The sequence below is a fragment of the Pseudomonas sp. DP-17 genome (assembly GCF_022380625.1).
GTDB lineage: Bacteria > Pseudomonadota > Gammaproteobacteria > Pseudomonadales > Pseudomonadaceae > Pseudomonas > Pseudomonas nitroreducens_A.
The window spans coordinates 211,060-233,687 of record NZ_JAKSXG010000008.1 but is presented as its reverse complement, the minus strand read 5'-3'; the positions used below and the strand labels follow the sequence as shown (position 1 = coordinate 233,687).

The following is a 22,628-nucleotide window of genomic DNA, read 5'->3' as shown; positions in this document are numbered from 1 at the left end:
ACTGGTGGAAGAAACGGTTCGAATCAGGCATTGCCGACGAAGCGGAAGCCCGCGCCCTCGGCGTCGGTGCGCATGACTTCCATCTCCAGGATCGGCGCATCGAAGGGCATGTCCTGCACCTGACCGGTAACCCGGGTACCGGCGGGCAGCGCGGCGAGCACTTCGTGGCGCACGTAGACACCGCCATCGGACAGATCACGGGTATGGCCGAACACATCGCCGAAGCTGGAATGGCTGACCTTGATCCGGCATTTCATCGGGGTACGCGGGTACTGCCTTTGATTCGACATGAATGGCATCCGTCCTGAATGTCAGCGCACTAATGGGCCTGAAACCCGTGAGTCAGGTCAAGCCAGCAGTTGCGCGAGCAGCCAGAGATTGGCGGCGCTGATGACGCAGAACAAGCCCCAGGCCAGCACACGGGTCAGCAGGGAATTGGCGAACTCGCCCATCAGCGCGCGATCGCTGGTGAAGCGGATCAGCGGCCAGAGCGCGAAGGGCAGTTGCAGGCTGAGCACCACCTGGCTGAACACCAGAAGCTTGCCTACGGCCTTGTCGCCCAGCATCACCACACCGATCAGCGCCGGGATCAGGGCCAGGGCGCGGGTGATCAGGCGGCGCTGCCAGCAGGGGATTTTCATCTGCAGGAAGCCATCCATGATCACCTGCCCGGCGATGGTGCCGGTGAAGGTGGAACTCTGCCCGGAGGCGAGCAGCGCAACGCCGAAGAGGATCGCCGCAAGGCCGGTGCCCACCAGCGGCTCGAGCAGGCGATAGGCGTCCTGGATTTCGGTGACGCCGGTATTGCCGGTCTCGTGGAAGGCTGCGGCGGCAAGGATCAGGATCGCCGCGTTGACCATCAGAGCGAGGCTCAGCGACACCACGGTGTCCATGCGCGTCAGGCGGATCGCCGCGGCCTTGCCGTTGCTGCCGCTGACCTGCCGCGTCTGCACGATGGAGGAGTGCAGGTAAAGGTTGTGCGGCATCACCGTGGCGCCGAGGATGCCGATCGCCAGGTACAGCGGCTCGCGCTGGGTTACCGTGTCCCAGCTGGGCAGGAAGCCGGCGGCGACGTCGGGCCAGTAGGGCTTGATGAGGATCAGCTCGACCAGGTAGCAGCCACTGATGGTGACGATCAGGCCGAGCATGATCGCTTCCAGGTGACGGAAGCGCTGGCCCTTGAGGCCGAGCACGATGAGCGTGTCGAAAGCGGTGAGGATGACGCCGGTGACCAGGTCGACGCCCAGCAGGAGGTGGAAGGCCAGGGCGCAGCCGAGCACTTCGGCGAGGTCCGTGGCGACGATGGAGAGTTCCGCCAGCAGCCATTGCAGGCGCGCCGTGCCCAGGCTGTAGCGGCTGCGCGAGAGCTGCGCCAGGTCCTGGCCGGTGACGATGCCCAGGCGCATCGCCAGGCATTGCAGGACCATCCCGGCGAGGCTGGACAGCAACACCACGAACAGCAACTGGTAGCCGAAGCCGGAGCCGGCTTCGATGGCGGTGGCCCAGTTGCCCGGGTCCATGTAGCCGATGGAGACCAGCAGGCCGGGGCCGGCGAACTGCAGGATGCGCTTCCACAGCGGCGCGCCGGCCGCGACCTGGATGCTGCCTTTGACTTCCGAGGGACAGAACGGCGCGGTGGCGGTGGTCGGCAGGCCGAGCATGTGAGTGGATTCCGGGAAGCGATGAGGTTCAGCCTGACGCCCCCGGCATCAACAATCCAGGGGCGCCGAGCCTATCGGGTCGATTGAGCGGGACGGGTCAGTACCAGCGAGCCTCGCCTTCGGGGCGCTTCTTGAAGCGCTTCATGGTCCACATGTACTGACTGGGGTAGGCGCGCACGTACTTGGCCAGCTCGCGGCTGAGCGCCGCCACCGACACTTCCATGTCCTTGTCGTACATGTCCGCCGGCGCGGCTTCCAGGATCACCTTGTAGCCACTGCCATCGGGCAGGCGCACGGCATGGAAGAACACACCACGGGCCTTGCCGCGCGACAGCAGCGAGGGCACGAACTTGCTGGTCAGCGCCGTGGTGCCCAGGTAGGGCACGAACAGGCCCGAGCCCAGGTCCGGCTCCGGGTCGCAGGGAATGCCGACGCAGCCGCCGTTCTTCACTTCCTTGATCACGCTCTTGATGCCTTCGGGCGTCGAGGGCGCGACGCGGTTGCCCAGCTGCACGCGTTGCTTCTTCAGCAGGTCATCCACCGCCTTGAGCTTGGGCGGGCGGTAGAAAATGATCGGCTTGGCATAGGAGCAGTAGAAGTGGTTGAGCACTTCCCAGTTGCCCAGGTGGCTGGTGATGCCGACCAGGCCGTCGCCGGAGGCCAGCGCTTCTTCCAGCACTTCCATGCCTTCCACTTCGCGGATGTACTGCAGCGACTTCTGCGGCGACCACATCCAGGCACAGGCGCTCTCGGTCAGCGTGCGGCCGATGTCCATCAGGCTCTGGCCGACCAGCTTCTCCAGTTCCGCCTCGGACAGCTCGGGGAAGCAGTGCGACAGGTTGATCCGCACGATCTCGCGGGACCGGTTCGGCAGCTTCCACATCAGCCAGCCGATACCGGCGCCCAATGCGCCCACCGCGCGCCACGGCAGCATGGCGAACAACCGCAGGAAGCCCACCACCAGTGCGCCCTTGAATTTCTCCACGGAAAACTCCTTCAAGCAGATGGCGGCCATTGTAGCCGCTCGCGCCGGCATTTCGGGCGCCATCGAGGCTCCACACAATCTCCACCCTGCGAGCACATTGCGCCCACGGCGCGCGCGCAACCTGCGGCCATCCGATCCACTGGCCCGGAGGCCCGCGATGCGCACCCCCACCTTCCTTGCACGGCTGTGCTGGCTGCTGCTGGCCATGAGCGCCAGCCTGGCGGCGCTGGCCGCTGACGACCGCCCCCTGAATGACAGCAGCTCCAGCCCCTATTTCTTCGTCGAGAATGCCGACCCGGCGGTCGATGCGCTGCCGCTCAAGGCAACCCGCGTGGATGCCCGTGTGCTGGGCAACATCGCCGAAGTCACGGTGACCCAGGAGTACCGCAACCAGGGCAAGACTCCGCTGGAGGCGCGCTATGTGTTCCCCGCCTCGACCCGCGCCGCCGTCCACGGCATGACCGTGCACCTGGGCGAGCGCGTGATCCAGGCGCAGATCCGCGAGAAGCAGAAGGCCAAGGCCGAATACCAGCAGGCCAAGCAGGACGGCAAGACCGCCGCGCTGCTGGAGCAGGAGCGCGAGAACGTGTTCCAGATGAACGTCGCCAACATCCTCCCCGGCGACGTGGTGCAGGTGGAGCTGCGCTACAGCGAGCTGCTGGTGCCCACCGACGGGAAATTCCAGTTCGTCTTCCCCACGGTGGTCGGGCCGCGCTACAACGGTCGCGATGAATCCGGCAGCGGCCAGCAGCAGTGGATCGAGTCGCCGTACCTGCCGGCAGGGCAGCCTTCGGCCACGAAGTTCGCCCTGCAGGTCGAACTGCTGGCGCCGGTGCAGATCGGCGAGATCAGCTCGCCCTCCCATCGCCTGGCTATCCAGAGGGATGGCCAGCGCGCCACCGCTCGCATAGCGGCTGATGAGGCCACCGCCAGCAACCGCGACTTCATCCTCGACTACCAGCTCGGCGGCGATGCCGTGCAGAGCGGCCTGCTGCTCTCGCGCGGCGAGCAGGAGAACTTCTTCCTCGCCATGGTCGCCCCGCCACGCGCGCCGGACTCCCGGCTCATCGTGCCGCGCGACTACGTCTTCGTGGTCGACGTCTCCGGCTCCATGAACGGCTTCCCGCTGGACACCACGAAAACCCTGCTGCGCGACCTGATCGGGCGACTGCGCCCCAGCGATACCTTCAACCTGCTGCTGTTCGCCGGCGACAACCGCAAGCTGGCGGAGCGTTCGCTGGCCGCCACGCCGGAAAACGTCCGCCTGGCTATCGACCTGCTGGACAGCCAGGTCGGCGCCGGCGGCACCGAGCTGATGCCAGCGCTGCGCGAGGCACTGGCGATGCCCACCGACCCGGAGCGCTCGCGCAGCTTCGTGGTGGTGACCGACGGCTACGTCACCATCGAGAGCAGCGCCTACCAGCTGGTGCGCGAAAACCTGAGCAAGGCCAACCTGTTCGCCTTCGGCATCGGCAGCGCGGTGAACCGCAGCCTGATCGAAGGCCTGGCGCGGGCGGGGCAGGGCGAGCCCTTCGTGGTGACCGATGGTGCGCAGGCGAGCGAGGCGGCGCAGCGCTTCCGGCGGATGATCGACAGCCCGTTGCTCAAGGGCATCCAGGCCCGCTTCGAAGGCCTCGATGTCTACGACGTGGAACCGCTGCAAATGCCCGACCTGTTCGCCAATCGCCCGCTGGTGCTGTTCGGCAAGTGGAAGGGCGAGCCGCGCGGCGAGCTGCGCCTCGAGGCCCACGCTGCCGACGGCCCGTTCCAGGTGCGGCTGCCGATCAGCGCCGGCAACCTGACCGACAACGGCGGTGCGCTCGCCCACCTGTGGGCACGCCAGCGCCTTGCCAGCCTGATAGACCAGGAGGCGCTCGACGGCGGCTACGAGTTCAGCTCGCAGATCCTCGACCTCGGCCTGAAATACCAGCTGCTCACGCCCTACACCTCGTTCATCGCCGTCGACCAGCAGGTGCGCAATCCCGACCCACAGGCGAGCAAGGCGGTCGATCAGCCGCTGCCTATGCCCCAGGGCGTGAGCAACAACGCCATCGGCAGCACGGTGCCCGGTACGCCGGAGCCGGGCGTATGGGGCATGTTGTTGCTCGCTGCCCTGGGCGGCTGGTGGTGGCGGAGGAAGGCCGCATGAACAGCCGCCTGCCCGGGTGGAGCTGGCTGCTGTTCGCCGCGCTGGCGGCCTGGCCGAGCTGGCTTTGGGCGGCGCGGCGCCTGGGCGATGGCTCGGACGATCCGCTGGGAATCGTTGCGCTGGCGGCGCTCGGACTGCTGCTTTGGCGCGACCGCTCCAGCCTGCGCGCGCCACCGCGTCTGCGCTGGCTGGCCGTCGCAACAGTGCTGCTGATGGCCGGGGCGCTCTGCCAGTCGATCCTTCCACCGCTGCTGCGCGGGCTGATCTCGGTGCTCGCCCTGCTGTTGGTGATCCTCAGCCTGCGCATCCCCGGCCAACCCTGGCTGGCGTGGCTGGGGCTGGGCGTGCTGTCGCTGCCGCTGCTGTCTTCGCTGCAGTTCTTCGTCGGTTATCCGCTGCGAATCATCACCGCCGAGGTCAGCGCCTGGCTGTTGCGCCTGGGCAGCTGGTCGGTGGAACGGCAGGGCAGTGCATTGCTGGTGGACGGCCAATGGGTGATGGTCGATGCGCCCTGCTCGGGCATCCAGATGGCCTGGGTCGGCTATTTCATCGCCTGCACGCTGGCGGCCTGGCAGCGCCTGCCGGACCGTCTGCTGCTGCGATGCCTGCCGCTGGTGGGACTGCTGGTGCTGGGCGGCAATATCCTGCGCAATACACTGCTGGTGTGGGGCGAGAGCGGCGCGAGCGGGTTCCCCGGCTGGGCCCACGAGGCGGTCGGGCTGCTGGTGTTCGTCGTGGTCTGCGGGATGATTTTCCGGGTGGTCGGGCGGCGCACCTTTACGCTGCCGGCTTCGGTCGAAGCTGCGCTGCCTGGCGCTTCGACGCGCATCACCGGCAGCCTGTTTGGCGCCCTGCTGCTGGCGACACTCTGGCCTTTCGTGGCGCCGGCTAGCAGCGCGTCGGAGCGCGCTCGGGTCGCCCGTGAATGGCCGCTGCAGTTCGAAGGTCGCGCCTTGCGGCCGCTGGCGCTTTCGCCGGTGGAGCAGCGCTTCGCCGAGGACTTTCCCGGCCAGCTCGGTCGCTTCACCGATGGCCAGCGCAGCATCGTCCTGCGCCAGGTACTGCGGCCAACGCGCAAGCTGCACCCGGCGGAGGATTGCTTCCGCGCGCTGGGCTATCGCATCGAGCAGACGCAACTGCGCGAGCGGATAGGGGCGACAGGTTTGCAGCGCTGCTTCGTGGCCTCGCGCAACGGCGGACGCCTGCAGGTCTGCGATTACATCGAGGACGCTGCGGGCCAGTCCTTCTCCGATACCTCGGCCTGGTACTGGTCGGCGCTGTCCGGCCGCTCCACCGGGCCATGGCAGGCCGTCACGCTGGCCAGCCCGCTACCTTAGGCGCCGGTCAGCTGGGTGTAGCGGTCGCAATCGACGGTGTGGTCCATCACCATGCCGGTGGCCTGCATGAAGGCGTAGCAGATGGTCGGGCCGACGAAGTTGAACCCGGCCTTGCGCAGGGCCTTGCTCATCGCCTCGGCCTCGGGTGTCACCGCCGGCACGTCGCCGTGGCCGTTGAAGTGGTTGACCTTGGGCTGGCCGCCGACGAAGGACCAGAGAAAGGTCACCGGGTCCTCGAGCTTCAGCCAGGCCTGGGCGTTCTGCCGCGCCGCCTTGAGCTTGGCAAGGTTGCGGATGATGCCCGGGTCTTGCATGCGCTCTTCGATTTCCTCGTCGGTCATGCGGGCCAGGCGCTCGGGGTCGAAGCCGAACAGCACCTCGCGGTAACGCTCGCGCTTCTTCAGCACGGTGATCCACGACAGGCCGGCCTGGGCGCCCTCAAGGATGATCATCTCGAACAGCGCGCGGGCATCGCGCTGGGGCACGCCCCACTCGGCATCGTGGTAGGCGATGTACAGCGGGTCGTGGTTACACCAGGAGCAGCGGGGCATGGCGGTCGTCCTTGAAAAGGGGAAGGCCTGACTATAGACGCAGGACTGTACAAAAATACAGTCATAGGGCCGAATTTTCGTGCTTTGCCGGGGTGTAAACGGTCGCGCAAAAAACGCTGTGAAGCCCAAGCGGCAAGCGTCTTGCGGTATACTGCCGGGTTTTAGTCGCATATCCAGCACAGGTGAAATTCGTGAGCCAGACTACGCCCGCCGTGCCCACCTTCCAGGACCTGATCCTCGCCCTGCAAAAATACTGGGCCGATCAGGGCTGTGTGGTGCTGCAGCCCTATGACATGGAAGTTGGCGCCGGCACCTTCCACACTGCCACCTTCCTCCGCGCCGTGGGTCCGGAAACCTGGAACGCGGCGTACGTGCAACCCAGCCGCCGCCCTACCGACGGCCGCTACGGCGAGAACCCCAACCGCCTGCAGCACTACTACCAGTTCCAGGTGGTCTTGAAGCCCAACCCGGAAAACTTCCAGGAACTGTATCTGGGCTCGCTGCAGGCCATCGGCATCGATCCGCTGGTCCACGACATCCGTTTCGTCGAGGACAACTGGGAATCGCCGACCCTCGGCGCCTGGGGCCTGGGCTGGGAGATCTGGCTGAACGGCATGGAAGTCACCCAGTTCACCTACTTCCAGCAGGTCGGCGGCATCGAGTGCTACCCGGTCACCGGTGAGATCACCTACGGCCTGGAACGCCTGGCCATGTACATCCAGGGTGTCGACTCGGTGTACGACCTGGTCTGGGCCGACGGCCCGTTCGGCAAGGTCACCTACGGCGATGTGTTCCACCAGAACGAGGTGGAGCAGTCGACCTACAACTTCGAACATGCCAACGTCGAGAAGCTGTTCGAGCTGTTCGACTTCTACGAAAGCGAAGCCAATCGCCTGATCGAGCTGCAACTGCCGCTGCCGACCTACGAGATGGTCCTCAAGGCTTCGCACACCTTCAACCTGCTGGATGCCCGCCGCGCCATCTCGGTGACCGAGCGTCAGCGCTACATCCTGCGCGTGCGCACCCTGGCCCGCGCCGTGGCGCAGAGCTACCTGCAGGCCCGCGCCCGCCTCGGCTTCCCGATGGCCAAACCCGAACTGCGTGACGAAGTACTGGCCAAGCTGAAGGAGGCCGAATAATGAGCGCGAAGGATTTCCTCGTCGAACTGGGCACCGAAGAGCTGCCACCCAAGGCGCTGAAAAGCCTCGGTGAAGCCTTCCTGGCCGGCATCGAGAAGGGTCTCAAGGCCGCCGGCCTGACCTACGTCGCCGCGCGCTGCTACGCCGCGCCGCGCCGCCTGGCCGTGCAGATCGACCAGCTCGCCGTGCAACAGCCCGACCGTACCGTGAACCTCGACGGACCGCCGCTGCAGGCCGCCTTCGACGCCAGCGGCAATCCGACCCAGGCCGCCCTGGGCTTCGCCAAGAAATGCGGCGTGGACCTGGAGCAGATCGACAAGAGCGGCCCGAAACTCAAGTTCAGCCAGAGCATCGCCGGCCAGCCGGCCGTGGGCCTGCTGCCGGGGATCGTCGAAACCTCGCTGAACGAGCTGCCGATTCCCAAGCGCATGCGCTGGGCGGCCCGCCGTGAAGAGTTCGTGCGCCCGACCCAGTGGCTGGTGATGCTGTTCGGCGACGAGGTCGTCGACTGCGAGATCCTGACCAGGAAGGCCGGCCGCGAATCCCGTGGCCACCGCTTCCACAATCCGGGCAACGTGCGCATCTCCAGCCCGGCCAACTACCTGGAAGACCTGCGCAGCGCCCACGTGCTGGCCGACTTCGCCGAGCGCCGCGAGATCATCGCCAAGCGTGTCGCCGAACTGGCTGCTGAGCAGAAGGGCACCGCCGTGGTTCCGGCCGACCTGCTGGACGAAGTGACCGCCCTGGTCGAGTGGCCGGTGCCGCTGGTGTGCTCCTTCGAGGAGCGCTTCCTCGCCGTGCCGCAGGAAGCCCTGATCACCACCATGCAGGACAACCAGAAGTACTTCTGCCTGCTGGACGCCAACGGCAAGCTGCTGCCGCGCTTCATCACCGTGGCCAACGTCGAGAGCAAGGCGCCGGAGCACATCGTCTCCGGTAACGAGAAGGTCGTGCGTCCGCGCCTGACCGACGCCGAGTTCTTCTTCAAGCAGGACCAGAAGCAGCCGCTGGAAGCCTTCAACGCCCGCCTGAAGAACGTAGTGTTCCAGGCCCAGCTCGGCACCGTGTACGAGAAGGCCGAGCGCGTTTCCAGGCTGGCCGCCTACATCGCCGAGCGCATTGGCGGTGACGCTACCAACGCGGCGCGCGCCGGCATCCTCTCCAAGTGCGACCTGGCCACCGAAATGGTCGGCGAGTTCCCGGAGATGCAGGGCATCGCCGGTTACTACTACGCTACCGCCGGTGGCGAAGCCAAGGACGTCGCCCTGGCACTGAACGAGCAGTACATGCCGCGCGGTGCTGGCGCCGAGCTGCCGGGGACGCTGACCGGCGCTGCCGTGGCGGTGGCCGACAAGCTCGACACCCTGGTCGGCATCTTCGGTATCGGCATGCTGCCCACCGGTAGCAAGGACCCGTACGCCCTGCGCCGTGCCGCCCTGGGCGTGCTGCGCATCCTCATCGAGAAGCAGCTGGATCTGGATCTGGTCGACACCATCGGCGTGGCCGTGGCCCAGTACGGCGACAAGGTGAAGGCCGAAGGTCTGTCCGAGCAGGTGCAAGACTTCGTCTTCGACCGTCTGCGTGCCCGTTACGAAGACGAAGGCGTGGACGTGGCCGTGTACCAGGCTGTGCGTGCAGTCAAACCGACCGCGCCGCTGGACTTCGACCAACGCGTGCAAGCCGTGCAGGCCTTCCGTCAGCTGGCGGAAGCCGAGGCCCTGGCCGCCGCCAACAAGCGCGTATCGAACATTCTGGCCAAGGCCGAAGGCGAAGTACCTGCCGCCGTCAACGCCAGCCTGTTCGCCGAGACCGCCGAGAAGGCACTTGGCAGCGCCGTGGCAGCCGCCGAAGGTGAAGTGGCTCCGCTGGCCGCGGCTCGCGACTATCGCGCTGCCCTGGCCCGTCTGGCGGCCTTGCGCGCGCCGGTCGATGCCTTCTTCGAGGAAGTGCTGGTCAACGCAGACGACAACGCCGTGAAGGCCAACCGCTACGCGCTGCTGTCCAAGCTGCGCGGGCTGTTCCTCGGCGTCGCCGACATCTCGCTGCTGGGCTGATGCCCGCCTGAAAGCCGGGAGTTCGCAACGGTTCGCCGTGGCGGACTCCCGGCTTTTTCATTTCCGACTTTGAAGCCTGTGAACTTTCCCAGCATGAAGCTACTGATCCTCGACCGCGACGGTGTCATCAACCAGGACTCCGACGCCTACATCAAATCCCTCGACGAGTGGATTCCGATTCCCGGCGCGATCACCGCCATTGCCCGCCTGAGCCAGGCCGGCTGGACCGTGGCCGTAGCCACCAACCAGTCCGGCATCGCCCGCGGCTATTACGACCTGGCGATTCTCGACAGCATGCACCAGCGCCTGCGCGAACTGGTGGCGGAGCAGGGCGGTGAACTCGGCGTTGTCGTCTATTGCCCCCATGGTCCCGACGAGGGCTGTGACTGCCGCAAGCCGAAACCCGGTATGCTGCTGCAGATTGCCCAGCACTACGGCGTGGCATTACGCGGTACCTGGTTCGTGGGTGACAGCCGGGGTGACCTGGACGCCGCGCTGGCCGTCGATTGTCAGCCAGTGTTGGTAAAGACCGGCAAAGGCGAGCGAACCCTGACCAACCCGTTACCCGAAGGCACGCTGGTATTCGACGATCTGGCGGCCGTAGCCGACCAACTTCTTTCCTGAGGACCCATCTCCCATGTCGATAGTGCAGGCCATCAGAACCGTTCTCTTCTACCTGCTGCTGTCGTCCAGCGCTTTCGTCTGGGGCACCCTCAGTCTGCTCATTGCGCCCTTCCTGCCGTACCGCGCGCGCTACCGTTTCATCGCCCAGGCCTGGTGCAAGTTCGCCGTCTGGCTCGCCAGCTGGGTGGTCGGCGTGCGATACGAACTCAAGGGCGTGGAAAACATCCCCGACCAGCCCTGCGTGATCCTCGCCAAACACCAGAGCACCTGGGAGACCTTCTTCCTCACGGGCTACTTCGAGCCGCTGGCTCTGGTGCTCAAACGCGAGCTGCTGTTCGTGCCTTTTTTCGGCTGGGCCATGGCGCTGCTCAAGCCCATCGCCATCAACCGTGAACAACCCAAGGTGGCCCTCAAGCAGATCGCCAAGCAGGGCGATGAGTGCCTCAAGAAGGGCGCCTGGGTCCTGATCTTCCCGGAAGGTACCCGCGTTCCCACCGGCCAGATCGGCAAGTTCTCCCGCGGCGGCGCCTCCCTCGCGGTCAACGCCAACCTGCCGGTACTGCCAATCGCCCACAACGCCGGGCACTGCTGGCCGAAGAACGGCTGGGCGAAATACCCCGGCACCATCCAGGTGGTGATCGGCCCGGCGATGTACGCTGAAGGGGAGGGCGCACGCGCCATCACCGAGCTGAACCAGCGCGCCGAGAACTGGGTCATCCAGGCGCTGCGCGATATGGGCGAGCTGTCCGCGGGCTCGGCGCCTCAGGCGGTAGCCGAAGCCTCCTGATACTTTCCTCAGACAAAAAGAAAGGGCCCCGAAGGGCCCTTTCTTTTTGCCTGGCTATATCTGAACAGCATCAAACGTCCAGGTTGGACACCGCCAGGGCGTTGCTTTCGATGAAGTCGCGGCGCGGCTCCACTGCGTCGCCCATCAGGGTGTTGAACAGCTGGTCGGCAGCGATGGCATCCTCGATGGTCACCTTCAGCATGCGGCGCACGTTCGGGTCCATAGTGGTTTCCCACAGCTGATCCGGGTTCATCTCGCCCAGACCCTTGTATCGCTGGATGCTGTGGCGCTTGGTGCCTTCGGTCATCAGCCAGTCCAGGGCTTCCTTGAAGCTGCTGACGCTCTTCTTGCGCTCACCCTTCTGCACGTACGCGCCTTCTTCCAACAGGCTGTTCAGCTTGCCACCCAACTCGGTTACCGCGCGGTAATCGTTGCTGGCGAAGAAGTCGCGGTTGAAGGTGACGTAGTTCGACAGGCCGTGGGCGACCATTTCGACTTCCGGCAGCCACACGTGACGTTCGCGGTCTTCGCGCAGGCTGACCTTGTAGGTCAGGCCGGACTTCTCGACAGCCTTCAGGCGTGCCTGGAACTGCTCTATCCAGGCCTGCATGGTGGCCTCGTCACCCAGCTTGTCGGCCTCGATACGCGGCAGATAGATGAAGTGCTCGGTCAGGTCCTGCGGGTACAGACGGGACAGGCGGGAAAGGGTGCGCATGACGCCGCGGTACTCGTTGACCAGCTTCTCCAGCGCTTCGCCGGACAGACCCGGAGCGCTTTCGTTGACGTGCACGCTGGCTTCCTCGAGGGCCGACTGGGTCATGTACTCTTCCATGGCCACGTCGTCCTTGATGTACTGCTCCTGCTTGCCACGCTTGACCTTGTACAGCGGCGGCTGGGCGATATAGATGTAGCCGCGCTCGACCAGCTCCGGCAGCTGACGGAAGAAGAAGGTCAGCAGCAGGGTACGGATGTGCGAACCGTCGACGTCAGCATCGGTCATGATGATGATGTTGTGGTAACGCAGCTTGTCGATGTTGTACTCCTCGCGACCGATACCGCAGCCCAACGCGGTAATCAGCGTGCCGACCTCCTGGGAGGACAGCATCTTGTCGAAACGAGCCTTCTCGACGTTGAGGATCTTGCCCTTGAGCGGCAGGATCGCCTGGGTCTTGCGGTTACGGCCCTGCTTCGCAGAACCGCCCGCGGAGTCACCTTCCACTATGTACAGTTCGGAGAGGGCGGGGTCCTTCTCCTGGCAGTCGGCGAGCTTGCCCGGCAGGCCGGCGATGTCCAGCGCGCCCTTGCGACGGGTCATCTCACGGGCCTTGCGCGCGGCCTCACGGGCGCGAGCGGCGTCGATCATCTTGCCGACCACGGCCTTGGCTTCGTTCGGGTTCTCCAACAGGAAGTCGGCAAAGTACTTGCCCATCTCCTGTTCCACGGCGGTCTTTACCTCCGAGGAAACCAGCTTGTCCTTGGTCTGCGAGCTGAACTTCGGATCCGGCACCTTTACCGAAATGATGGCGGTCAGACCTTCGCGGGCGTCGTCGCCGGTGGTGGCGATCTTGAACTTCTTCGCCAGACCTTCCTGCTCGATGTAGTTGTTCAGGTGACGGGTAAGGGCGGAGCGGAAGCCCGCCAGGTGGGTACCGCCGTCACGCTGGGGAATGTTGTTGGTGAAGCAGAGGATGTTCTCGTTGAAGCTGTCGTTCCACTGCAGGGCGACTTCCACGCCGACGCCGTCTTCTTCGCGCTGGCAGTTGAAGTGGAAAACCTGGTTCACCGCGGTCTTGTTGGTGTTCAGGTATTCGACGAAAGCGCGCAGGCCACCCTCGTATTTGAACAGCTCTTCCTTGCCGGCGCGCTCGTCACGCAGGACGATGCCGACGCCGGAGTTCAGGAAGGACAACTCACGGATCCGCTTGGCCAGGATGTCCCAGCTGAAGTGGATGTTGTGGAAGGTTTCCGGGGACGGCTTGAAGTGCACCTCGGTGCCAGAGCCATCGGTATCGCCGACCGGGCGCAGCGGGAACTGCGGCACGCCGTGGTGATAAACCTGTTCCCAGACCTTGCCTTCGCGGCGGATGGTCAGGCGCAGCTCGTGGGAAAGCGCGTTCACCACCGACACACCCACGCCGTGCAGACCGCCGGAAACCTTGTAACTGTTGTCGTCGAACTTACCGCCGGCGTGAAGGACGGTCATGATGACCTCGGCCGCGGAAACCCCTTCTTCCTTGTGGATATCCACTGGAATCCCGCGGCCATTGTCGCGCACAGTGATGGATTCATCGGTGTGAATGGTGATGCTGATCTCGCTGCAATAGCCCGCCAGCGCTTCGTCGATCGAGTTATCCACGACCTCGAAAACCATGTGGTGCAGGCCTGTGCCGTCGTCGGTATCACCGATGTACATGCCCGGACGCTTACGTACGGCATCCAACCCCTTCAGTACCTTGATACTGGAAGAGTCGTAGGTGTTCTCGCTCATTCTTCACTCCCGATGGTAGTGTCCTGAGAGACGCGCCCATGTTCCACGTGGAACATCGACACCGGCGTTTCCGTTTGCCAGCCGTCTTTCAATAAGTGCGGGTCGACGCAGGTGATGAATACCTGGCAACCCAGATCTTCGAGAAGCCGGCACAAAGACAACCGGTGCTTCTCATCCAATTCGGAGGGGAGGTCATCGACCAGATAAACGCATTGGCCGCGTTTGGACTGGTTGATCAAATGCCCCTGGGCGATCCGCAATGCGCAGACCACCAGTTTCTGTTGTCCGCGGGAAAGAATCTCCGCGGCGTTGTGCCCTCCCAGGCGAATTCTCAGGTCCGCCCTTTGCGGCCCCGCCTGGGTGTGTCCCATCTGTTGATCACGCATCAGACTGGTCGACAACACTTCGCTCAGGTCACGATCCTTGTCCCAGCCCCGGTAGTAGCTGAGCGTCAGATCATCGATCTGGATCAACTCGGCCAGAGTCCGCTCAAACTGTGGCTTGAGAGCCTGGATATAGGACCGTCGATACGCATCGATTTCATCGCTCGCCGCACACAATTCGCGGTCCCAAGCAGCCTGCGAAGCACCGTCCAGTTTACCATGTCGAAGCCACGAGTTCCGCTGCCGCAGGGCCTTCTGCAACCTCTGCCAAGCAACCATGAAGCGTTGTTCCACGTGGAACACTCCCCAATCGAGGAACTGCCGGCGAATCTTCGGCGCGCCTTCCAACAGGCGAAAACTATCCGGATTGATCAACTGGAGCGGCAAGGTTTCAGCAAGCTGAGCAGCGCTGCGCGCGTTCTGCCCGTCGATACGAATCTGGAATTCGCCCTGACGATCACGTGAAACCCCCAGGCTGCTATCGAAGCCGTTACCCAGGCGTACCTGACCGAAAACGGTGCAGGCCGGTTCTTCGTACTGGATAACAGGCTGCAGGCGCATGCTGCGGAAGGAGCGGGCCAGGCCGAGCAGGTAGATGGCTTCCAGCACGCTGGTCTTGCCGCTGCCGTTTTCGCCGTAGAGGATGTTGATGCGGGGAGAGGGGGAGAAGGTCACCGGGTGCAGATTCCGCACCGCAGTGACCGAAAGGCGGGTAAGGGACATCGATACGCGTCAGAGGCGCATCGGCATGACGACGTAGGCAGAATCGTCGTTGTCCGCTTCCTGCAGCAGCGCACTGCTATTGGAGTCGGAAAGGATCATGCGCACCTGCTCGGTACCCATGACACCGAGGACGTCCAGCAGATAACTGACGTTGAAGCCGATTTCCAGGCTCCCGCCGTTGTAGTCGACTTGCACTTCTTCTTCCGCCTCTTCCTGCTCCGGGTTGTTAGCCTGGATTTTCAGGAGGCCATTGGAGAGCTGCAGGCGAATACCGCGGTACTTCTCGTTGGACAGAATCGCAGTACGGCTGAACGCTTCGCGCAGCACCTGGCGATCGCCCAGCACCAGCTTGTCGCCGCCCTTGGGCAGTACGCGCTCGTAATCGGGGAACTTGCCGTCCACCAGCTTGGAGGTGAAGGTGAACTCGCCGGTGGTCGCACGGATGTGGTGCTGGCCGAGAACGATGGAAACCTCGCCGTCCTGTTCGGTGAGCAGGCGAGCCAGTTCGAGGATGCCCTTGCGCGGCACGATCACCTGGTGGCGATCCTGCGCTTCCGGCACGCCGTTGCTCAGCGAGCACATGGCCAGGCGGTGACCGTCGGTCGCGACAGCGCGCAGGGTGCCGCCGCCTACTTCCAGCAGCATGCCGTTCAGGTAGTAGCGAACGTCCTGCTGGGCCATGGCGAAGCTGGTGCGATCAATCAGACGGCGCAGCTTGCTCTGCACCAGGCTGAAGGTCAGCGACCCCGGGCCTTCTTCCACGGTGGGGAAGTCATTGGCCGGCAGGGTGGACAGCGTGAAGCGGCTGCGTCCTGCTTTCACCAGCAGCTTCTGTTCGTCGACACGGATGTCGATCACGGCGTCGCTGGGCAGGCTCTTGCAGATATCCATCAGCTTGCGCGCCGGCACGGTGATTTCGCCCGGCTCGGCAGCATCTTCTAGAGTGACGCGACCTACGAGCTCGACTTCCAGGTCGGTACCGGTCAGCGACAGTTGCTGGCCTTCTACGACCAGCAGGACGTTGGAAAGAACCGGCAGCGTCTGGCGGCGCTCGACGACGCCAGCGACCAGCTGCAGGGGTTTCAACAGAGCTTCGCGTTGAATGGTGAAATGCATGGTCTAGTCCCTTGCCTCGTGAGGCTGCGTCAGGTGGTCAGAGTACGCAGCAGGTTCTTGTAGTCCTCGCGGATATCCGCGTCGGATTCCTTGAGTTGAGCGATCTTACGACAGGCGTGCAGCACCGTGGTGTGATCCCGACCGCCGAAGGCCACGCCGATTTCCGGCAGGCTGTGGTTGGTCAGTTCCTTGGAGAGTGCCATGGCAACCTGGCGCGGACGGGCCACCGAGCGCGAGCGGCGCTTGGACAGCAGGTCGGCGATCTTGATCTTGTAGTACTCGGCGACGGTGCGCTGGATATTGTCGATGCTGACCAGTTTGTCCTGCAGGGCCAGCAGGTCCTTCAACGACTCGCGGATCAGTTCGATGGTGATGGGCCGGCCCATGAAATGGGAGTGGGCGATCACCCGCTTGAGAGCGCCTTCCAGTTCACGCACGTTGGAGCGGATACGCTGGGCGATGAAGAACGCGGCGTCGTGCGGCAGCTCCACCTTGGCCTGTTCGGCCTTCTTCATCAGGATCGCCACGCGGGTCTCCAGCTCCGGCGGCTCCACCGCCACAGTCAGCCCCCAGCCGAAGCGCGATTTCAGGCGCTCTTCCAGGCCTTCGATTTCCTTCGGGTAGCGGTCGCTGGTCAGGATGACCTGCTGGCCGCCTTCGAGAAGGGCGTTGAAGGTATGGAAGAACTCTTCCTGGGAACGCTCCTTGCGGGCGAAGAACTGGATGTCGTCGATCAACAGCGCATCGACCGAGCGGTAGAAACGTTTGAATTCGTTGATGGCGTTGAGTTGCAGCGCTTTCACCATGTCGGCGACGAAACGCTCCGAATGCAGGTATACAACCTTGGCATTGGGGTTTTTCTTCAGCAGATGGTTGCCCACCGCATGCATCAGGTGGGTCTTGCCCAGGCCGACGCCCCCATAAAGGAAGAGCGGGTTGTAACCGTGCTTGAGATTGTCCGCCACCTGCCAGGCCGCCGCGCGGGCCAACTGGTTGGATTTACCCTCGACGAAGTTCTCGAAGGTGAAGGTGCGGTTGAGATAGCTGGTGTGCTTGAGCGCACCTTCTACCTGGACATTGCGTTCGGTACGCACGGCAGCCGCCGGCATGGCCGCGGCCAGCGGATCAATGCCCGGACTGGACTCGTCCAGATCAGCAATGGCCTGAACCGGCGCGACCTGAATCGGCTGAGGCTCGGCAACCGACAGCATAACCGGCGCGGGAACAGCAGGAGGAGCAGGGGCCGCGACGGGCTGCGCGACCGGAGCTACGTTGACTTGCGGCGTCGGCACCAGGGCAGGGCGCGGCGTGCGGCTACGGCGGCTGCCGATCAGCAACGAAATCGCTGGAATCTGGCCATTGCCACGCTCCCCCAGCAATTCCAGCAGGCGCCCCATGTACTTCTCGTTGACCCAGTCGAGTACAAAGCGGTTGGGTGCGTAGACGCGCAACTCCTCACCCTCGGTCTCGACCTGCAGAGGCCGGATCCAGGTGTTGAATTGCTGGGACGGCAGCTCATCGCGCAGAAGCTCCACGCACTGCTGCCAAAGTTCTACGGACACGGATATCCCCCAAAAGAAGTCGCAAAGCGAAACAGGCGGCTATTGTATCCCCACCGGACCAACTTATCCACAGTTAAGCGCGCCGGGATGCAAGCAAAATCAAGGTGTTAATGATTTTACCGGCGGTCGGGTAATAGCGTCATGAACCTTGTGGATAACAGCTTGATGGGGCAGGGGAATACCCTGGTGATGCTCCTGTGGAAAAAATCCCTGTGGAAAAAACCGCATTCCATACCCAGCTTTCCAACCGTCTCCACACAAGCACCGCACCCCTTTCCGACAGGGTTATCATTTGCCCCGGGCCGCCTGTTCAAAGGCCCGAACCGAGTTATGCACAGGTGTCCGCCGACCTAAACATAATCATCGCTTCAATCTCTTAAAAAGAAATTTCCCTCCTTTTTATAGATTTTGTATCCGGGTCTGGTTGGAAATTGACCTGACCGCCTGATTTCACTAGAATCGCCGGTCTCTTTAAACGGGGTCACTGCGACCTCATGTCGTTAAACCCAGGTACCGAATCATGAAACGTACTTTCCAACCCAGCACTCTCAAGCGCGCTCGCGTGCACGGTTTCCGCGCTCGTATGGCCACCAAGAACGGTCGTCAGGTTCTGTCGCGTCGTCGCGCCAAGGGCCGTAAGCGTCTGACCGTCTGATTTGTCAGACCCAGGTGGTGAGTCGAGATTTCAGCCGGGATAAACGTCTTCTGACAGCCCGGCAATTCACAGCAGTCTTCGACTCCCCCACCTCCAAGGTTCCCGGCAAGCACATCCTGCTGCTGGCGCGCGAAAACGGTCTCGATCACCCCCGTCTGGGCCTGGTGATCGGCAAGAAGAACGTCAAGCTCGCCGTCGAGCGCAACCGCCTCAAACGCCTTCTTCGTGAATCCTTCCGCCACAACCAGCAGAAGCTGGCTGGCCTGGATATCGTGGTGATCGCGCGTAAAGGCCTCGGCGATCTGGAGAATGAAGAATTGCATCAGCAGTTCGGCAAGCTCTGGAAACGTCTGTTGCGCAACCGGCCCAGCCCGGAACCTTCGACAGAATCTCCGGGAGTGGCCGACAGTTCCCATGCGTAGACTGGCGCTGTTGCTGATCCAGTTTTACCGCTACGCCATCAGTCCCATGATGGGCAGGCACTGTCGTTTCTACCCCAGCTGTTCCTGCTACGCGCAGGAAGCCATCGAAACCCATGGCTTCCTGCGTGGTGGCTGGCTGGCCGCTCGTCGCCTAGGCCGCTGCCACCCCTGGCATCCCGGTGGCTACGATCCGGTACCGCCAGATCCTTCCAAGCCCGCCCCTTCCTCGACGGCCGAGTAACCATGGACATCAAACGTTCAATCCTATTCGTCGCCCTGGCAATCGTGTCCTATGCGCTGGTACTCCAGTGGAACAAGGACTACGGCCAGCCCGAACTGCCGGCACAGACCGCGACCTTCAATCAGACTGAGGGCCTGCCGGACACTTCCGTGCCTGCCGGCAATGCAGCCAACGCCGACGTACCCACCACGCAGAACGCCCAGGCCAGCCTGCCCAACGAGCAGAAACCGGCCGCCGCCAGCGAACAGCTGATCCGCGTGAAGACCGATGTCCTGGACCTGACCATCGACCCGCGCGGTGGCGACGTGATCAAGCTCGGCCTGACCCAGTACCCGCTGCGCCAGGACCACCCTGATGTACCGTTCCCGCTGTTCGAACGTGACAACCAGCGCACCTACCTGGCCCAGAGCGGCCTGACCGGCGCCAACGGCCCGGACGCCGCCGCCAGCGGTCGCCCGCTGTACGCCTCGGCCAAGCCCGTCTACGAACTGGCCGACGGCCAGGACCAGATGGTCGTCGATCTGACTTATGCACAGGACGGCGTCAGCTACATCAAGCGCTTCACCTTCCACCGCGGCCTGAAAAACGACTGCACCGAGAAGGAAAAGGCCCAGAAGAAGCTCGAGTGCATCAACCCCAATGCCTATCAGGTCGGCGTGACCTACCTGATCGACAACCAGAGCGACAAACCGTGGAACGCGTCGCTGTTCGCCCAGCTCAAGCGTGACGCCAGTGTCGACCCGTCCTCCACCACCGCTACCGGCGTTTCGACCTACCTCGGCGCCGCGGTCTGGACCCCTGAAAAGCCCTACGTGAAAGTGTCCATGAAGGACATGGACAAGGAACAGTTCAAGGAAACCGTCCAGGGTGGCTGGGTAGCCTGGCTGCAGCATTACTTCGTCACCGCCTGGGTTCCCGCCAAGGGCGATACCCACAGCGTGATGACCCGCAAGGACGCCCAGGGCAACTACATCGTCGGCTACACCGGTCCCAACCTGACCGTAGCACCGGGTGCCAAGGGCGAAACCAGCATGACCCTGTATGCCGGCCCGAAACTGCAGGCGTACCTGAAGGAACTGTCCCCGGGCCTGGAACTGACCGTCGACTACGGCCCGCTGTGGTTCATTGCCCAGCCGATCTTCTGGCTGCTGCAACATATCCACAACCTCGTCGGTAACTGGGGCTGGTCGATCATCCTCCTGACCATCGTCATCAAGCTGGCCTTCTTCCCGCTGTCCGCCGCCAGCTACCGCTCCATGGCCCGCATGCGCGCCGTGTCGCCGAAACTGGCTGCCCTGAAGGAGCAGCATGGCGACGATCGCCAGAAGATGTCCCAGGCGATGATGGAGCTGTACAAGAAGGAGAAGATCAATCCGCTGGGCGGCTGCCTGCCGATCCTGGTGCAGATGCCGGTCTTCCTCTCGCTGTACTGGGTGCTCCTGGAAAGCGTCGAAATGCGCCAGGCCCCGTGGCTGGGCTGGATCGTCGACCTGTCGGTGAAGGATCCGTTCTTCATCCTGCCGATCATCATGGGCGCCACCATGCTGGTTCAGCAGATGCTCAACCCGACGCCGCCGGACCCCATGCAGGCCAAGGTGATGAAGCTGATGCCGATCATCTTCACCTTCTTCTTCCTGTGGTTCCCGGCCGGTCTGGTCCTGTACTGGGTTGTGAACAACTGCCTGTCCATCGCCCAGCAGTGGTACATTACCCGTCGGATCGAGGCTGCCGCGAAGAAGGCTTCCGCCTGATATCGCAGCCTGACACCGATCGACAAGACGCCCCCTCGTGGGGCGTTTTGCTATGTGGATAACTTGCTTACCCGCGAGCCACGCCAACCACCGCGAGACCGCCGACATGAATGCAGCCCGTGAAACCATCGCCGCCGTCGCCACCGCCCAGGGCCGGGGTGGGGTGGGCATCGTCCGCGTCTCAGGTCCCCGTGCGCGCGCCATGGCCATTACGCTGAGCGGCCGGGAGCCTCAAGCTCGCTATGCCCACTACGGGCCATTCCACGCCGATGACGGCGACGTCATCGACGAAGGCCTGCTGCTGTACTTTCCCGGCCCGAATTCCTTCACCGGTGAAGACGTCCTCGAGCTTCAGGGCCATGGCGGCCCGGTGGTCATGGACATGCTGCTGCAGCGTTGCCTGGAACTGGGCGCGCGCCAGGCCCGCCCCGGCGAGTTCAGCGAGCGCGCCTTCCTCAACGACAAGCTCGACCTCGCCCAGGCCGAGGCCATTGCCGACCTCATCGAAGCCAGCTCAGCCCAGGCCGCACGCAATGCCGTGCGCTCGCTGCAGGGCGAGTTCTCCAAACGGGTGCACAGCCTGACCGACCAGTTGATCGGACTGCGCATGTACGTCGAGGCTGCGATCGACTTCCCCGAGGAAGAAATCGACTTCCTCGCCGACGGCCACGTTCTTTCGCAACTGGATGCGGTGCGCGCCGAACTGGCTTCGGTACTGCGCGAGGCGGGCCAGGGTGCGCTGCTGCGCGACGGCATGACCGTGGTGATCGCCGGTCGCCCCAACGCCGGCAAATCCAGCCTGCTGAATGCCCTGGCAGGGCGTGAAGCAGCCATCGTCACCGACATCGCCGGCACCACCCGCGATGTGCTGCGCGAACATATCCACATCGACGGAATGCCACTGCATATCATCGATACCGCCGGCCTGCGCAGTACCGATGACCATGTGGAAAAGATTGGCGTGGAGCGTGCGCTGAAAGCCATCAACGAGGCGGATCGCGTCCTCCTGGTGGTGGACTCCACTGCCCCAGAGGCCAGCGATCCCTTCGCGCTGTGGCCTGAATTCCTCGACAGCCGCCCGGACCCGGCGCACGTGACGCTGATTCGCAACAAGGCGGATTTATCCACAGAGAACATCGGGCTCGAAGAAAGCGCCGACGGCCACGTCACAATCACTCTGTCCGCCCGTTCCGGCAATGGACTGGATCTGCTGCGCGAGCACCTCAAGGCCTGCATGGGCTTCGAACAGACCGCAGAGAGCAGCTTCAGCGCTCGCCGGCGTCATCTGGAAGCGCTCCGCCAGGCAGGTGAAAGCCTCGAGCACGGCCGCGCACAGCTCACCCTGAGCGGCGCAGGCGAGTTGCTGGCCGAAGACCTGCGTCAGGCCCAGCAGGCGCTGGGCGAGATTACCGGTGCCTTCACGCCGGACGACCTGCTGGGACGCATCTTCTCCAGCTTCTGCATCGGCAAGTAATCCACAACGCTGTTTTCCCCGACCGGTGACGGGTCCGTCTCGCCACCGTGCCTCCTGCTGCCCGGCGATCTTGGTCCCAGGTATCTATCCACAGCCGGAATTTCTCAGAGATACCCTTCATATGGGGCTTACAGGGCTGAAATCTGATATTCCACAGGCCTCGATGAACCCTGTGGAAAAGTCACGTACAGATAGGTTAACAAACCCTGCGCCTGCGAGTGGATAAATCCGCCTGTGGGTAACCTTGCACTTAATCCACAAGGTAGACACGGGAGATCCCCTGCAACCGTACAGAATCGACACAGGGTTGTTAGCCGCTGGAACGCAACCAGTGTCTGGCCTGCAAGCGGTTATCCACAGAAAACGGCTTCACCATACATAAACACAAGCTCTAAAAAGATTTAAAAAGATTCCTCTCTCTTTATTTTCTATAGAGGCATACAGCACCGACTGGCTATTTTTTGTTCAGGCGCCTTCAATCGAAAGCCCTTACCCCCTATACTGTCCGGCTCTCTTCTTTCTCCTT

Annotated in this window: 19 protein-coding genes; 11 read left to right on the top strand and 8 right to left on the bottom strand. The window is 63.5% G+C overall.

The genetic code is table 11. The features are described from left to right. Positions 1–23 precede the first annotated feature (23 nt). The 3 genes from MJ122_RS14005 to MJ122_RS13995 all read right to left on the bottom strand — a co-directional run bounded on the left by MJ122_RS14005 (position 24) and on the right by MJ122_RS13995 (position 2,646). Positions 24–290 (bottom strand): PilZ domain-containing protein, encoded by a 267-nt coding sequence (locus MJ122_RS14005; protein ID WP_026079032.1) that lies wholly within the window; start codon positions 288–290, stop codon positions 24–26. A gap of 57 nt (positions 291–347) precedes the next feature. Continuing rightward, complete coding sequence (locus MJ122_RS14000; RefSeq protein ID WP_239744568.1) at positions 348–1,661, bottom strand: Nramp family divalent metal transporter; 1,314 nt, start codon at positions 1,659–1,661, stop codon at positions 348–350. 97 nt (positions 1,662–1,758) lie between these two features. Then, on the bottom strand, positions 1,759–2,646 hold the full coding sequence (locus MJ122_RS13995) for a lysophospholipid acyltransferase (protein ID WP_088420863.1): 888 nt from the start codon (positions 2,644–2,646) through the stop codon (positions 1,759–1,761). A gap of 157 nt (positions 2,647–2,803) precedes the next feature. On the opposite strand from MJ122_RS13995, the gene MJ122_RS13990 reads away from it, so the two are divergent. Both MJ122_RS13990 and xrtQ read left to right on the top strand, forming a co-directional pair. Further along, complete coding sequence (locus MJ122_RS13990; RefSeq protein ID WP_239744567.1) at positions 2,804–4,795, top strand: VIT domain-containing protein; 1,992 nt, start codon at positions 2,804–2,806, stop codon at positions 4,793–4,795. Further along, a complete protein-coding gene (gene xrtQ, locus MJ122_RS13985; RefSeq protein WP_239744566.1) occupies positions 4,792–6,132 on the top strand; it encodes an exosortase Q in 1,341 nt (446 codons plus the stop codon). The genes MJ122_RS13990 and xrtQ overlap by 4 nt, the downstream gene beginning before the upstream one ends. On the opposite strand, the gene MJ122_RS13980 is transcribed toward xrtQ, so the two are convergent. After that, a complete protein-coding gene (locus MJ122_RS13980) occupies positions 6,129–6,683 on the bottom strand; it encodes a DNA-3-methyladenine glycosylase I (protein WP_088420659.1) in 555 nt (184 codons plus the stop codon). The two genes, xrtQ and MJ122_RS13980, sit on opposite strands and share 4 nt — an antisense overlap. A 191-nt stretch (positions 6,684–6,874) precedes the next feature. On the opposite strand from MJ122_RS13980, the gene glyQ reads away from it, so the two are divergent. From glyQ to MJ122_RS13960, 4 genes are all read left to right on the top strand, one after another. After that, a complete protein-coding gene (gene glyQ, locus MJ122_RS13975; RefSeq protein ID WP_088420661.1) occupies positions 6,875–7,822 on the top strand; it encodes a glycine--tRNA ligase subunit alpha in 948 nt (315 codons plus the stop codon). Beyond that, positions 7,822–9,876, top strand: coding sequence for a glycine--tRNA ligase subunit beta (gene glyS / locus MJ122_RS13970; protein ID WP_239744565.1), 2,055 nt, complete (start codon positions 7,822–7,824; stop codon positions 9,874–9,876). Before glyQ ends, glyS begins: the two co-directional genes overlap by 1 nt. Positions 9,877–9,969: 93 nt before the next feature. Continuing rightward, positions 9,970–10,500 (top strand): D-glycero-beta-D-manno-heptose 1,7-bisphosphate 7-phosphatase, encoded by a 531-nt coding sequence (gene gmhB / locus MJ122_RS13965; RefSeq protein ID WP_239744564.1) that lies wholly within the window; start codon positions 9,970–9,972, stop codon positions 10,498–10,500. A gap of 13 nt (positions 10,501–10,513) precedes the next feature. Continuing rightward, positions 10,514–11,287, top strand: coding sequence for a lysophospholipid acyltransferase family protein (locus MJ122_RS13960; RefSeq protein ID WP_239744563.1), 774 nt, complete (start codon positions 10,514–10,516; stop codon positions 11,285–11,287). Positions 11,288–11,357: 70 nt separating this feature from the next. On the opposite strand, the gene gyrB is transcribed toward MJ122_RS13960, so the two are convergent. Genes gyrB through dnaA form a run of 4 tightly spaced genes read right to left on the bottom strand, consistent with a single transcriptional unit; the run spans position 11,358 to position 17,559 of the window. Then, positions 11,358–13,775, bottom strand: a complete 2,418-nt coding sequence (gene gyrB / locus MJ122_RS13955; RefSeq protein WP_239744562.1) for a DNA topoisomerase (ATP-hydrolyzing) subunit B — start codon at positions 13,773–13,775, stop codon at positions 11,358–11,360. Next, the gene (gene recF, locus MJ122_RS13950; RefSeq protein ID WP_239744561.1) at positions 13,772–14,881 is read right to left on the bottom strand and encodes a DNA replication/repair protein RecF; all 1,110 of its coding nucleotides are present in this window, start codon (positions 14,879–14,881) and stop codon (positions 13,772–13,774) included. The genes gyrB and recF overlap by 4 nt, the downstream gene beginning before the upstream one ends. A 9-nt stretch (positions 14,882–14,890) precedes the next feature. Beyond that, positions 14,891–15,997 (bottom strand): DNA polymerase III subunit beta, encoded by a 1,107-nt coding sequence (gene dnaN, locus MJ122_RS13945; protein ID WP_017518853.1) that lies wholly within the window; start codon positions 15,995–15,997, stop codon positions 14,891–14,893. A 29-nt stretch (positions 15,998–16,026) separates the two neighbouring features. Then, positions 16,027–17,559 (bottom strand): chromosomal replication initiator protein DnaA, encoded by a 1,533-nt coding sequence (gene dnaA, locus MJ122_RS13940; protein WP_239744560.1) that lies wholly within the window; start codon positions 17,557–17,559, stop codon positions 16,027–16,029. 520 nt (positions 17,560–18,079) lie between these two features. On the opposite strand from dnaA, the gene rpmH reads away from it, so the two are divergent. The 5 genes from rpmH (at position 18,080) to mnmE (ending at position 22,102) form a co-directional block, all read left to right on the top strand. Continuing rightward, a complete protein-coding gene (gene rpmH, locus MJ122_RS13935) occupies positions 18,080–18,214 on the top strand; it encodes a 50S ribosomal protein L34 (protein WP_003100258.1) in 135 nt (44 codons plus the stop codon). 14 nt (positions 18,215–18,228) lie between these two features. Next, complete coding sequence (gene rnpA / locus MJ122_RS13930; RefSeq protein ID WP_026079029.1) at positions 18,229–18,636, top strand: ribonuclease P protein component; 408 nt, start codon at positions 18,229–18,231, stop codon at positions 18,634–18,636. Next, the gene (yidD, locus tag MJ122_RS13925; protein WP_015479779.1) at positions 18,629–18,877 is read left to right on the top strand and encodes a membrane protein insertion efficiency factor YidD; all 249 of its coding nucleotides are present in this window, start codon (positions 18,629–18,631) and stop codon (positions 18,875–18,877) included. The genes rnpA and yidD overlap by 8 nt, the downstream gene beginning before the upstream one ends. Before the next feature lie 2 nt (positions 18,878–18,879). Further along, positions 18,880–20,628 (top strand): membrane protein insertase YidC, encoded by a 1,749-nt coding sequence (yidC, locus tag MJ122_RS13920; protein WP_239744559.1) that lies wholly within the window; start codon positions 18,880–18,882, stop codon positions 20,626–20,628. A 106-nt stretch (positions 20,629–20,734) separates the two neighbouring features. Further along, entirely contained in the window at positions 20,735–22,102 is a 1,368-nt protein-coding gene (gene mnmE, locus MJ122_RS13915) for a tRNA uridine-5-carboxymethylaminomethyl(34) synthesis GTPase MnmE (RefSeq protein ID WP_239744558.1), read from the top strand. The last annotated feature ends 526 nt before the right edge of the window (positions 22,103–22,628 follow it).